Origin of the sequence: Methylomonas sp. MS20 (genome assembly GCF_050275925.1) — a bacterium.
In the GTDB taxonomy this organism is placed as follows: domain Bacteria; phylum Pseudomonadota; class Gammaproteobacteria; order Methylococcales; family Methylomonadaceae; genus Methylomonas; species Methylomonas koyamae_A.
On sequence record NZ_CP189962.1, the window covers coordinates 3,661,676 to 3,674,178 of the forward strand.

Consider the following 12,503-nt stretch of genomic DNA (forward strand, 5'->3'; position numbering starts at 1 on the left):
CTTCGCTCAGGACTTACCCAACCTACAAGAATTGAATTATTTAGTTTTCGCGGCGATCGCTTCGGCGGCGCGCACAATGTTGTTGGCCATCCGTTCGGACGCGGCGTCGATCAAACGACCGTCCAGCGCGGCGGCGCCCTTGCCTTGGGCGGCGGCTTCCTTCAAGGCTTGCAGGATACGCTTGGCTTTTTCGACTTCGGCCGGCGGCGGGGTGAACACTTCGTTGGCCAACGCGATTTGCGACGGATGGATCGCCCATTTGCCTTCGCAACCCAGCGCGGCGGCACGGCGGGCGCCGGCTTTGTAGCCTTCCGGGTCCTTGATGTCGCCGAACGGACCGTCGATCGGCCGCAGGCCGTAAGCCCGACAAGCCACGGTCATCCGGCTGATCGCGAAATGCCACTGGTCGCCCGGATAATCCGGATTCAAACCGCCGATGTTGACGGTACGGGCGCGATTGCTGGCCGCGTAATCGGCGACACCGAAATGCAGGGCTTCCAAACGGCCGCCGATGGCACCCTGCTTGGCGATGTCTTCGACGTTGGCCATGCCCAACGCGGTTTCGATCAAGGCTTCGATACCGATTTTATTGGTCAGGCCCTGCTGCATTTCCAACTGGCTCAGCATCGCATCGACCATGTAAACGTCGCTGTAAACGCCGACCTTGGGCACCAACAGGGTTTTGATTTTAGCGCCGGCCTGCTCGACCAGATCGACCACGTCGCGCACCATATATTGAGTGTCCAGACCGTTGATCCGCACCGACAAGGTGATGCCGTGGCCCTCCCAGTCCAAATCGTTGATGGCTTGGATCACGTTTTTACGGGCTTGCAGCTTGTCGTCCGGCGCGACCGCGTCCTCCAAATCCAGGAAAATGAAGTCCACACCGCTTTTCAGGGCTTTTTCGAACATGTCCGGATTGGAACCCGGCACCGCCAGTTCGCAGCGTTGCACGCGTTGCGCGTTGGCTTGGTAAAGAGTGTGGCTCATGAATCAATTCCTAAGGTTAGTGAGAGAACGGCTGTTTTTGCTGTTCCGGCAATGATTTAAATAGCCAGCCATTTTACTTTCGGGACGTGCAAAGTCAACGCTTGCGGACGGATGCGCGCACTATCATGGAGCAAACGCCGACGCCCTAGCCAGCGGTCCGTACGCACCGACTGCAGGTAGAGTAAATGGCTTAGCCTGAAAATCGTCGAATAATACGCCGGCTAGCGGTGCCGCGATGCCAGCGATCGCGAGTGACGTGGAGATGGCGGCGCCGATAGGCTTAGCGCCGGCCGGGATTTCGTATGGCCGAGGGAAGTCGAACGGGACTACTCAAGACCGACAAATTCATTTTAGGATGCACGACGAACCACGAGTCATGCCTGGGCCAAACGGCGCGCATGGCCCAGGCGACTTAAATACCCCCGGCGCTCATGGCGCGCAATTCACCACCAGTTCCTGACTGTACTGGCCAACTTCCTGGTCCTTGGACATGAACACGGCGGTGTAACGGCGCAGTTCCGGCTTGCCGGGCGTCAGCAGCGGCCGGCGATCGACGAAGGGCGAGACGGTGGCGCGGCCCAGCAACACCCAGTCGGTGTCGATGTCGCGCTGGCAATAGAGATTCACGCCATCGCTGCGGTGCTTCACAAAACTCAGTACCACCACCCCACCGGTTTGATCGTTGCCGCTCAATTTGGGGTTGGCCGTGGACAGATCGCCGGTCCGGCTGCTGCTGTCGATACCCAATTGCGCACCGATACCGTCGGTGTAATTGGCACGCGCCTTGATGCGCCGCACTTCCGCCCGAATCAGGTTTTCGGATGCTTTACGACTGTCGCTCTTATCGGCGGTCGCCTGCTTGGCGAGCGCGGCGGCATTGCCGGCCAGCCGCGACTTATCGTGAAAATCGGCGTTCGCCGCCGTCAGCGCCGCCAAGTCGGCATCCGCCACGCCGTGTTCGGGTTTCAGATTGGCCAGGAAATGGTCGAACCAGGCCAGAAAGTCGTGATCGGCGTTCGGGATAAACGTGGATTTGGGCATGTTAAATTCCTCGATGAATGAATTGAATCCGCCCACCTACTCCAGTTTCGCCACCGGCAACGCCCGCGACGAGGGTATCGGCGTTTCCATGCCGTGTTTTTATGTTGGAAACGCGTCCTTCCGCTTTCCAGTGACGTGCTTCCAAGGTTCCGTGACGTCCTTCCAACCTTCCGTGACGTCCTTCCAGCGCTCCGCGACGTGCCTCCAGCCTTCCGTATCGTCCTTCCAACGTTCCGTGACGTCCTTCCAGGCTTCCGTGTCGTGATTCTACAGCTCCGTGAAACCCGAATCGCCGGAAGCCTTGCCAGCCGTAGCCTGCAGCGGTTTTCCCCCAACGTTGGAAACACGTGTAAAAACCGTTCAGGGACGGGCAAGCACAGAGGCTTACCGCCAGCCGCGTTGAGATGCGCGCCTATTCGCTCGCCAGCGAGCTAACTTATGCAGAAAAGCTAGTGGATTAGCAGAGGCGCGCACTCCTTGAGCGTTCGAAAGAATAGTCTATAAATTGATAACAGCATAGAATAGCCACTAACGACTTCGCACGGACATTTTTCCACGCGCTATGATTGCGGCTCGTTGCGTTTGGAAAGTTAGCGGGCGGCTTACGACCCTTTGCGGAATGTCGCTCGATCTGATTAAATGGCAACAGTCTGGCCGTTACCGGTCATTGTTTCTCTGTCGAATGACAGATATACAGAAAGGAAGATCATATGCAGTTCAATAAATTATCTTGTCTAAGATCATTTTTCGGTAGATATATGGAAACCATCTGGTCAAATAAGGAGCGATAGCGTGACAAAACGAAGAACACGATTAAACGTAACGCCATCAATCAGATCAAGCAGACGCTTAGACGCTCCTTATCTGACCAGTTAGGTCCAACGAAACCCATTGAACCGCGTCCCAGATCAGGAGCACTCTTTGTCAGAAACAAGCGAACTGCCAACAGCAAAAGTGCCGCCTGCGTCAGATCTTGTTTTCGGGGCCTCCGCTGACCTCGAACGCATCGTTCGACAAGAGGTTGAGATCCAACTCGCCAAAGAGCAAAAGATATTGAAGGAATCTGTTGCCATTGCTGCGAAGATTATTGGGGCAGCGGCTGCTTTGTTCCTCGCGATATTCACCGTGTTCGGTCTGACGACTTGGCGAGACATCAAGCAAGAAGCAACGCAATTGGTAAAGAAGCAGGCAGAAGAACTAATTCAACAGGCAGACTCTGAAAGCAACATAAAGGATACGTTAAACGACCTTCTGAACAAGACCATTGTGACGTCGCATCTCGCGAGTCACACCAATGTTAACAGTCGCGAAGTCGAACTCGCATCTAACGATTGGGGACGACTGAGGGGATGGATAAAGAAGGAAGAACTTCCGTTGCAGGATTTCTTGGACACCCTGGCGCTGCTAAACCTCCAATCGGATGAACGCAAGAAGGTCGACGCCAATCGACTCATAGCCGAGATGCTAAATCCTCCTGAGAAATCCCCCTACCGATGGATCACTAAGCAGCCAGAAAAGACTGAAGCCATCCTAGCGAATTTCAAGCATAAGGATTTGGGCTCATCAGCCGTTGAACTAGTTGCCTCTGCCGCCCTCACTGATTCCGTTAAAGCTCAAGCGGCGAGGTATGTTGGCGAAGTTAGCTATGACGAGGGTGTAGAGAAATTGCTCACCACTTATCGCACCTTGCCCTGGGGCATGGCGAAGCAGAGCGCGTTGAAGACCTGCGTCGAATTGCGCCCCGATCAATCTGAGGTAATTGAGGAATTGAAACGCCTGATCGGAGAGGAGCCGCGTAGAGAAAAGATAGATACGATTGTGAATATCTTAGCCGCACTACCTCATATCAAATCGACCCTTGATTTGTCGATAAACCAAGACGAACTAAATACCCTTTCCAAGGACTTACTTCGGTACGCCGCCAAGAATGGCCTCTACTTTAATTTGGAGTACCCAAATGTCGATCTGTGGTCCAGGAGCAGATTGTCAGAAGACGATGTGGGGCCAGCCAATCAGGTGACCCCGAGGCCTTTCATTTCGTGGATGGTCACTACCTCCAAGCATTCAGCGTCTGGCGCAGGCAGTATGTCAATCCGCGAATTTCGCGAGTTTGAAACCTACTGGCAACTGCTTGCTGAGTGGGCCAGCGCCAGCGACATAGAACGGCTTCGCTCGTTTTTCCTTAGGGCCGGTTTCCCAGTTAGATCAAACCCGTCAAGCCCACAGCTAAGAGTTATGGTTTCTGCTGACTCCGGCGCATCAATAACCGTGAAGAGAAAGGGGCAGGGGCTCAAGGAGCTAGATCTCCAGTCTCTTAAGAGCGCACACATCATAGCGACTAGTGAAATTTCCGATCCTGAGGTTCGAATCACATGGCTCGACGACAGGAACCAGCCAGTTACCGCTGAAGTTGTAGGCTTTAAGGGTAAGGGCTACAAGTTCGCTCTAACAATGGTCAACGACGTGAATTAAGAGGGGCCTAACTTACGCTTGGAGGGGACGCCTAACGGCGCCCTTCAAACGTAGCGTTGATCGACTGCTCTGAGACCATAACCTTCCATTGATTTAAAGGGCGTGGTGGTCGGCTTTTGGCCGATTTTTACTTTCAGCCCGGAAGTGTGTGCTGCGGTACGAACCGCATCGATCAAGAAAGTGAAGTAGGTTGCAACGATGACAGACCAGCAACCGGCCTTATTCAAGCTTTCATCGTTACGTGAAATTAGGTGTTTATTCCGAGAATGGGGACATGAAATCGATTTGCCTAAGATAGCGGCTAGAGAATTACGCGATCGATGCGGTTGATTTTAGCCACCGTATCTACGTGCTTACGATTCTCGTCACCGGTGTCGGCAGTCCCGCAGGGTGAATCCGTGCAATTCCCTTTGCGCCATCCCTCCATCGCTCGGCAAACCGGCTTTAGCGGGCGAACCTCAAGCAGCCAAGTCCAGAATTATTAACCCGGCCCTACTGATCTGGTATTCCGCTCGGGCTGAGCTCGGCTAAGCCCCGACCGGTGCGCCCTACGACAAGCTCGGGGCGAACGGTTTTTAAGGGCCGGGTGAATAGAAGATACGCAAAAATCGGAAAATACCGGTATACCAGTCCGTGGCGATTTTGGAAAGTCATGACAATTCCAAAGCCTCCCAGTAACGAGGAAACATGCTGATGCGCCGCTTCAGGGCCAGCGGCAAGGCCTTGTGTATCCAGCCTAGCCGATACCCCAACAATTTCAGCGCGGAACGCAAAATGCATTCGGGTATGCGCCAAGTTTGCCCCAACTGCATGATGTGCTTGATCTCGGAAATCACAAAGCGCCGCCCTTCGCCGCGCGCCTTACCGAATTGGCGCTCAATCCAGTCTTCCTGCCCGTAAAACACGCCGATATCGAAATAGCGCCGAAATTCTTGCCAAAGAGAATAACTGTGCGAATGAACGACGAGAGCGTCGGCTTCATAACGGACGCTCCAGCCGGACAGCAGCATTTTAGCGGCAACATAGGCGTCTTCGCTGCCGATCACGTCGAGTGGAAATCCGCCGACCGCATCAAGGGCCGTGCGTCTGTACGCCGCGAACGAGTCGGAGCTGAAGCAAGTCTTGATACCCAAGCTGGCGGAATCGGAAAGTTTCTTGGTTCTGCTTCGCGCGGGGTAGTTGAAATAACGGGCGTGCGCTTCAAGAGTGCCGGCTTCCGGGCGCGGCAACTGCCGCCCGTATGCCACGCCGACATTGACATCCAACAACACCGCATCCCGCAACTTACGCAAACTTTCCGTATCGGCCAAGATCGCATCCTGCGTCATAAAGATCAGTATGTCCGCAGACACCAAGTGGCTGGCCCAACGCCGAGTCCCGCCATGGTTGAATGTTCCCGGCGGAATCGTTTCGACTCTAGCGCCCGCCGCTAAACAACGTTGTACGGTGTCATCCGTCGAGTGACTATCGACTATCAGCCATTCATCGGGTTGCAAAGACTGGCTCGCCAGTGCCGGCAACAGCCGATCCAAGTGCTGACTGGCATTCCAAACCGGAACAATGACTGCGGTTCGTACTAATTCAGTATTCATCTACTTACTCCTAGGGTTCAAAAATAAATTCAAAATTTCAACGACGTCTGTGATGGCTCAATGCCGGGCATTTGCGTGACGTCCAAAACCAACTGCTCGCTTCTCGCTGAATGCAAGTCGCTGCCTATCTGAATCCGTACTCCCGCTGACTTAAACGCCTCGCTCTCATCGAAAGAACTCGTGCTGTAATAGCAAGACCCTGGCGACGAATTACCGAGATCGTCGAGATCTTTGGCCAGGTTGAGTGCTTTCAGTAAGGTGATCGGCATACGCAGAGTCCCACAATTTGTTTGATTAATCTGTTAACTGCGACCTCTAATCGAGGTCATGACGACGGTGTCGTTTATGCCCGCCGGCCGCTGACGAAATCATTGGTTGAGGCGTTTCCGACCCACTTGTTAAAAACAACGCAAACCCCATGCCGATTTATTTGAAATACATAAGCAGTTGAATTTAAATAGACAAATTGATCTTTGTAGGAAAGATAAGGCTTATGACAACATCAAACCGAGACGACATGTCGTATATCTGCGATATTTCGCCCCGGTTTGTCATGACTACTGTCATCGGTGTCAAACCGCTTCGACAGGTCACTCAACCCAAACAGTGAAGGCGCGTATATTTGGGCGGCTCTATTGGCCGACTTTTACCTTCAGTCTAAAATCGCCGCGATAAATCCAATTCAATCCTGCCATGGACACACCATCCCATCCGTTACCGCCGGCTGACCGCGCTCAAACCCGGCTGTACTATTGGGTCTTGGCGGCGATTGTATTGGGTGGATTATTCGGCCATTTCGATGCGGCGCATGCGGTGGCATTGAAGCCGGTCGGCGACGGTTTTATCGGCTTGATCAAAATGCTGATCGCGCCGGTGGTGTTTTGCACCGTGGTGCTGGGCATTGCCGGGGCGGGCGACATGAAGAAAGCCGGGCGCGTCGGCTTTAAAGCCCTGGTGTATTTCGAATTGGTATCGACCTTTGCGTTGGCCTTGGGTGTCATAATGGCCAACGTGCTACGGCCGGGCCAGGGCTTTAACGTCGATCCGGCCAGCCTGGATGCGCCGGCGGTCGCGGGTTTTGCCAAGCAGGCCGATCAACAAACCGTCGCCGAGTTTTTCTTACACATCATCCCCAAAACCTTTACCGACGCCTTCACCGGCTCCGGCGATTTGCTGCAGGTGTTGCTGGTCTCGGTGCTGTTTGGGCTGGCGCTGCATAAAATGGGCGAAGCCGGGCGTTTGGTGCATCGCTTTGTCGAGGAATGCGCCCATCTATTCTTTGCGATGATGAATGTGGTCATGAAATTGGCGCCGATCGGCGCGGGCGCGGCGATGGCCTTTACCATCGGCAAATACGGCATAGATGCCTTGAAACCCTTGGCCGCGTTGATGGGCTGTTTTTATCTGACCTGCGCGCTGTTCGTGGTGCTGGTGCTGGGCGGGATAGGTAAACTGACCGGTTTCAACATCTTCAAGCTGCTGCGTTACCTCAAGGAAGAGTTGCTGCTGGTGCTGGGAACCTCGTCGTCGGAATCGGCACTGGTGCCGTTGATGAATAAACTGGAGCGCTTGGGTTGTTCGCGGTCGGTAGTCGGCTTGGTCGTCCCTTCCGGCTATTCCTTTAATCTGGACGGGACCAATATCTATCTGACGCTGTCGGCGCTGTTCGTCGCGCAGGCATTAAATGTCGATTTGAGCTTGTCTCAGCAATTGACCTTGCTGTTGGTGGCGATGTTGACGAGCAAAGGCGCCTCCGGCGTGACCGGCGCCGGCTTCATTACGCTGGCCGCGACGCTGGCGGTGGTGCCGGCGGTACCGGTGGCAGCCTTGTCGCTGATCTTGGGCATAGATCGCTTTATGTCGGAAGCCCGCGCCTTGACCAATCTGATCGGCAACGCCGTGGCAACCATCGTGGTGTCGCAGTCCGAGCGCGAGCTGAATCAGGCCCAACTGCGGGCGGAATTGGAGGGCGGCGTTCGCGGCTAGAGCCGCTTAGCCTGCTTCAGGCCGGCGCCGAACGCCGGTTTTCCCTTCGGTAGAAGTGCGGTCTAGGGCCGATTTACCGAATCGCGCCTTAAAATCTCCATCGACTGGGGCTGCTCAGAACAACAGGAACGAAGCCGAAGCCAAGCCTGGAAACTAGACCGTTACTTGCGTACCGACTTGCTCAAAACCCGCTTCTGTGGCACTATCCGGCGATTTTTCACGAAACAATCAATCCCTTTAAGGAGTCAGCAGATGGCGGGTCGCAATCACCTTTTTGTCCCAGGTCCAACCAATACCCCACACGAAATCTTGAGCGCGATGCACGTGCCGATGGAAGACCACCGCTCGCCGATCTTCCCCAAGCTGCTGGCGCCGATTCTGGAAGACCTGAAAAAAGTGTTCCGCACCGAAACCGGCCAATGCTTTGTGTTCCCGGCCACCGGTACCGCCGGCTGGGAAGTGGCAATGACCAACTGCTTGAATCAGGGCGACAAAGTGTTGATTTATCGCTTCGGCCAATTCGGCCATTTGTGGGCGGAAGCCGCGCGCAAATTGGGCTTCGACGTGGAAATCCAGCAAGTCGAATGGGGCAAGGGCATTCCTTTGGACCACCTGGAAGCGCGCCTGAAAGACGACAAAAACCACGAGATCAAAGCCGTGTTGGCGACGCATAACGAAACCTCGACCGGCGTCACCAGCGACATCCCCGGCGTGCGCAAAGCGCTGGACGCGGCCGGCCACCCTGCCCTGCTGTTCTCGGACGGTGTCAGCGCCATCGGCAGCATCGATTTCCGCCAAGACGAATGGGGCGTGGACGCCAGCATCGCCGGTTCGCAAAAAGGCTTTATGCTGCCGGCGGGTTTGGCGATTTTGGGCTTTAGCCAAAAAGCCCTGGCGGCGATCGACAACAGCAACTTCCCTCGCTCGTTCTTTTCGCTGAAAGACATGGCGGCCTCCAACAAGGATGGCTACACCCCTTACACCCCTTCCACGCCGATGTTGTACGGTTTGCGTAAAGCGCTGGAATTGTTGCTGGAAGAAGGCATGGAGAACGTTTACGCCCGCCACTATCGCTTGGGCGAAGGCGTGCGCCGCGCGGTAGCAGCCTGGGGCTTGCAAACTTGCGCCCAAGCAGGCTGGGCTTCGGATACCGTCACCGCCATCGTGGTACCGGCCGATAAAGATGCCCGCCACGTGATCAGCACCGCTTACAGCAAATACAACATTTCGCTGGGCGCCGGTTTGAACGAAGTCGCCGGTAAAGTATTCCGCATCGGCCATGTCGGCGACATGAACGACGTATCCTTGCTCGGGGCGATTGCCGGTGTGGAAATGGCGATGCTGGACAACGGTTTCGATATCAAGGCCGGTAGCGGCGTCGCGGCCGCCGTCGAGTATTATCGCTCGACCGCCAAATAAGTCGGCCACGCCTGGGCGACCGAATCGCCGCCCAGGTTGTTAACATGGTCAGGCTATGTTGCCGGTTGCGGAGTGTCGCAACCGGCACCAAAACGCGACAACACTGCACCAAAGTACAACCCACTGCCGGACTGGCGCCAGCTCAGCCGACACGCGATACTGATAACAATCAATAACTTATAAAACTGGCACCTGAATTGCTTGATGCTTTGCAACGTAAAACAGGAGCATGCCATGAAACTCAAGCAGTTATTGATAATGCTGTTCGTCGTTACACCCGCGATTACCCAGTCCCGCGCCGATTCCCCGTACAGCCCGTTCGCGCCGGAATTCGCCGACACCGTACACCTGCCAGACCAATCGGCATGGCAAGCAAAGTCCAGCGGCTGGACTGCCTTCTGCGCATCCTCGGCCTGCCGCGGCGAAGACTCGGTGTCATCATACTTGCCGAAATCGTCCGCGCGAACCGGCGTTCCCGCCGGCGCAACCGGTCGGTCCTTCGAAGTCGATTGGTTCGATTACCCGGCCATCAGCAGCGGTGCCTGGGCCTTACTCCCGGATTTCAGTTACCGCCTGACGATAGCCGAGTCGGCAAACCCGCCTCGCCAAAACCGACTGGCCGCGCTACCCAATTTGCCGATTGCTACCGCCTGGTTCGGTTTAGGGAGCTTGCTGGGCTGCCTGGCCTTACAGCGCAGGCGCTACCAAACTTCGCGCAGCCGTTAAGCTTCCTGTAGCCCCCGAATGCGCTGAGCGCGGGGCAATGGCGACTAATGATAGGTAATGGGCCATAACACCCACGAGGTTTGCGGGTTTCTAAGCACCTGTTAAAGCTAACTCAAGCTCCGCGGGCTTCGTCAGCCGGACCGACCGAGGTTATACTGAAGACTTCTCCAGTAAACTCAAGGTGTCCCGCATGCCCAAGCCCAAGGTATTGATCAGCCGCCGCTGGCCGGCCGGCGTCGAAGCGAAGTTGCTCAGTCTATACGACGTGACGCTGAACCCCGAGGACCAGCCTTTGGATGCCGACGCATTCCGTGGCGCCATGCAAACATACGACGCGATTTGTCCCAGCGTCTGCGACACCCTCGGGTCCGACATTCTGAATGCCGCCAACCGGCGTTGCAAAATCATCGCCAACTTCGGCGTCGGCTACAACCATATCGACATCGATGCCGCCCGCACCAACGGCTTGGTCGTCACCAACACGCCGGGCGTTTTAACCGAAGCTACCGCGGATATCGCGATGACCTTGCTACTGATGTCGGCGCGGCGCGGCGCCGAGGGCGACCGGCTGGTACGGAGCGGGCTATGGAGCGGCTGGTGTCCGACCCAAATGATGAGCAGCGACGTCACCGGCGCCACGTTGGGCCTGATCGGCTTCGGCCGTATCGCTCAAGCGATGGCCCGCAAGGCGCACCACGGCTTCGGGATGAAAATCCTCTATGTCAAACCCACTCCCGCCGATCCCGAAGTGGTCGACGATCTGCATGCGGAACGTTGCGCCAGCATCGAAGAGCTGCTGCCGCGCTGCGATTACGTCTCCTTGCATTGCCCCGGCGGCAATCAGACCCGTCATTTGATGAATGCCGAACGTTTGCGACAGATGAAGCCAACGGCGCATTTGATCAATACCGCGCGCGGCGACGTGGTCGATAGTCGCGCCTTAATCGACGCGTTGACCGAAAAACGCATCGCCGGCGCCGGCCTGGATGTCTACGAAAACGAACCGCATCTGGATCCCGGCTTCTTGAAGCTGGACAATGTCACGCTGCTGCCGCATCTGGGTAGCGCGACGATCTCAACGCGAACGGCGATGGGGGAAAAAGTGCTGCGCAATCTGCAGGCGTTTTTCGCGGGAGCCGAACCGCCGGATCGGGTCGTCTAAACGCTGGCCGCCGCGCCGACTCCGTTTAGCGACTTATTATTGGCAAGCCTCGATCGCGGTGGCTTGGAACGTCAAATGTCCGTGCAAATTGGATAGGTTAAACGTACCCGGATTAGTGCCGTAACCTTGGGCACCGAGCGCGCCGGACGCGGCAATGATGTAATTGCCTGGCGCCAGTTTAATGGTCAAACTTTCCAAGGTGTCGTTGGGATTATTGGAGAAGCCATCGGCTGGATTATGCGAATTGACCGCCGCGACGAAGGACACCGCGCTCCAATTACCCGCTTGGTTGCCGCAGCCCCAATTGTCGAGCGCGTTGAATTGGCCTATGTAGTTGCCGGGACCAGATGCGGTGGTATTCCGGTAGGCCGAGGCGATTCCCTGCGCATCCCGCACGGTACCGGTATCCAGCGCGCTTTGCACCTTGCCGACGCCGAACGTCGTCGGATTTAAGCGTTCGCTGGAGTCGTCGTGAGTTTGGTAATTCATCACGCCGCGAAACACGCTAAAACCGTTGTCGATATAGTTTCCGTCGGCGTCGTTGACATTCCAGGTGATCGTCACCAACGACGCCTTGGCCAGCCGAAAATTAAAGAAATCTACCTTATGAGTATCGCCCAAGGTGCCGATAGGCCCGGTCGCCAAACTATGGGTACCGTCGCCCCAGCCCCAGTCGGTGACATCGTCGACATCGACGGTCGCGCTGCTAAGATCCGCATCGTAATGCACGTTACTGAAGGTACCGACACCGGTGTAAGACTGGTAGGTGCCGTTCCAGTAAGCCGGATCGTTTAGCGGCCGACCGGAGGTCGTATTCAAGGTCACCCCCGGTCCGGTGACGGATGGATTCGCGCCGTATTGCGCCGTGGACTGGGTCTTGCCGGCCACCGTTAAGTCGCCGATTTGCGCCCCTTGATTCAAATCGTAGTACTCGACATGCGCAAGCGCCGGCGTCAACGATCCGCTCGCGCCAAGCCACAAACCCAACAAAATTCTAGATACGTTGGCGCATCCGCGATGCCGCCCTTGTCTGCCATCGGAATCTAACACGGTATTCTCCGTTCTTGCTTCATCATCGTTTACTTGCAAACAGCCCGCTCGGGCCGGCATTCGAT

11 protein-coding genes are annotated in these 12,503 nt (G+C 55.9%); 5 read left to right on the forward strand and 6 right to left on the reverse strand.

The genetic code is table 11. The features are described 5' to 3' along the window. Positions 1–36 precede the first annotated feature (36 nt). On the reverse strand, positions 37–990 hold the full coding sequence (locus tag ACQE3D_RS16315) for an HpcH/HpaI aldolase/citrate lyase family protein (RefSeq protein ID WP_064024973.1): 954 nt from the start codon (positions 988–990) through the stop codon (positions 37–39). Between the two features lie 429 nt (positions 991–1,419). After that, positions 1,420–2,031, reverse strand: coding sequence for a hypothetical protein (locus ACQE3D_RS16320; protein ID WP_064027690.1), 612 nt, complete (start codon positions 2,029–2,031; stop codon positions 1,420–1,422). Between the two features lie 921 nt (positions 2,032–2,952). Between ACQE3D_RS16320 and ACQE3D_RS16325 the strand changes: the two genes are divergently transcribed. Next, positions 2,953–4,503 carry a hypothetical protein gene (locus tag ACQE3D_RS16325; RefSeq protein ID WP_313729718.1) on the forward strand — a complete coding sequence of 517 codons (1,551 nt, stop codon included), beginning with the start codon at positions 2,953–2,955 and terminating at the stop codon, positions 4,501–4,503. 44 nt (positions 4,504–4,547) lie between these two features. Here the strand turns inward: ACQE3D_RS16325 and ACQE3D_RS16330 are convergent, their stop codons facing one another. From ACQE3D_RS16330 to ACQE3D_RS16340, 3 genes are all read right to left on the reverse strand, one after another. Beyond that, positions 4,548–4,730, reverse strand: coding sequence for a hypothetical protein (locus tag ACQE3D_RS16330; protein WP_313729717.1), 183 nt, complete (start codon positions 4,728–4,730; stop codon positions 4,548–4,550). 423 nt (positions 4,731–5,153) lie between these two features. Further along, positions 5,154–6,095 (reverse strand): glycosyltransferase family 2 protein, encoded by a 942-nt coding sequence (locus ACQE3D_RS16335; RefSeq protein ID WP_313729716.1) that lies wholly within the window; start codon positions 6,093–6,095, stop codon positions 5,154–5,156. A gap of 29 nt (positions 6,096–6,124) precedes the next feature. Continuing rightward, on the reverse strand, positions 6,125–6,364 hold the full coding sequence (locus ACQE3D_RS16340; RefSeq protein WP_313729715.1) for a hypothetical protein: 240 nt from the start codon (positions 6,362–6,364) through the stop codon (positions 6,125–6,127). 424 nt (positions 6,365–6,788) lie between these two features. Between ACQE3D_RS16340 and dctA the strand changes: the two genes are divergently transcribed. From dctA to ACQE3D_RS16360, 4 genes are all read left to right on the forward strand, one after another. Next, on the forward strand, positions 6,789–8,081 hold the full coding sequence (gene dctA, locus ACQE3D_RS16345) for a C4-dicarboxylate transporter DctA (protein ID WP_313729714.1): 1,293 nt from the start codon (positions 6,789–6,791) through the stop codon (positions 8,079–8,081). Between the two features lie 252 nt (positions 8,082–8,333). After that, positions 8,334–9,500 (forward strand): aminotransferase class V-fold PLP-dependent enzyme, encoded by a 1,167-nt coding sequence (locus ACQE3D_RS16350; RefSeq protein WP_071160900.1) that lies wholly within the window; start codon positions 8,334–8,336, stop codon positions 9,498–9,500. A 234-nt stretch (positions 9,501–9,734) separates the two neighbouring features. Beyond that, on the forward strand, positions 9,735–10,226 hold the full coding sequence (locus ACQE3D_RS16355) for a hypothetical protein (RefSeq protein WP_313729713.1): 492 nt from the start codon (positions 9,735–9,737) through the stop codon (positions 10,224–10,226). Between the two features lie 190 nt (positions 10,227–10,416). Further along, positions 10,417–11,388: a 2-hydroxyacid dehydrogenase gene (locus tag ACQE3D_RS16360; RefSeq protein ID WP_313729712.1), complete on the forward strand. Its 972-nt coding sequence runs from the start codon at positions 10,417–10,419 to the stop codon at positions 11,386–11,388. 36 nt (positions 11,389–11,424) lie between these two features. Here ACQE3D_RS16360 and ACQE3D_RS16365 read toward each other — a convergent pair whose 3' ends face one another. Further along, complete coding sequence (locus ACQE3D_RS16365; RefSeq protein WP_313729711.1) at positions 11,425–12,438, reverse strand: hypothetical protein; 1,014 nt, start codon at positions 12,436–12,438, stop codon at positions 11,425–11,427. Positions 12,439–12,503: the final 65 nt, after the last annotated feature.

What these genes read in the sequence shown, in the direction of transcription:
- ACQE3D_RS16315 (WP_064024973.1), bottom strand. Translation starts at nt 990, where the DNA reads ATGAGCCACACTCTTTACCAAGCCAACGCGCAACGCGTGCAACGCTGC.
- ACQE3D_RS16320 (WP_064027690.1), bottom strand. Translation starts at nt 2,031, where the DNA reads ATGCCCAAATCCACGTTTATCCCGAACGCCGATCACGACTTTCTGGCC.
- ACQE3D_RS16335 (WP_313729716.1), bottom strand. Translation starts at nt 6,095, where the DNA reads ATGAATACTGAATTAGTACGAACCGCAGTCATTGTTCCGGTTTGGAAT.
- ACQE3D_RS16340 (WP_313729715.1), bottom strand. Translation starts at nt 6,364, where the DNA reads ATGCCGATCACCTTACTGAAAGCACTCAACCTGGCCAAAGATCTCGAC.
- dctA (WP_313729714.1), top strand. Translation starts at nt 6,789, where the DNA reads ATGGACACACCATCCCATCCGTTACCGCCGGCTGACCGCGCTCAAACC.
- ACQE3D_RS16350 (WP_071160900.1), top strand. Translation starts at nt 8,334, where the DNA reads ATGGCGGGTCGCAATCACCTTTTTGTCCCAGGTCCAACCAATACCCCA.
- ACQE3D_RS16355 (WP_313729713.1), top strand. Translation starts at nt 9,735, where the DNA reads ATGAAACTCAAGCAGTTATTGATAATGCTGTTCGTCGTTACACCCGCG.
- ACQE3D_RS16360 (WP_313729712.1), top strand. Translation starts at nt 10,417, where the DNA reads ATGCCCAAGCCCAAGGTATTGATCAGCCGCCGCTGGCCGGCCGGCGTC.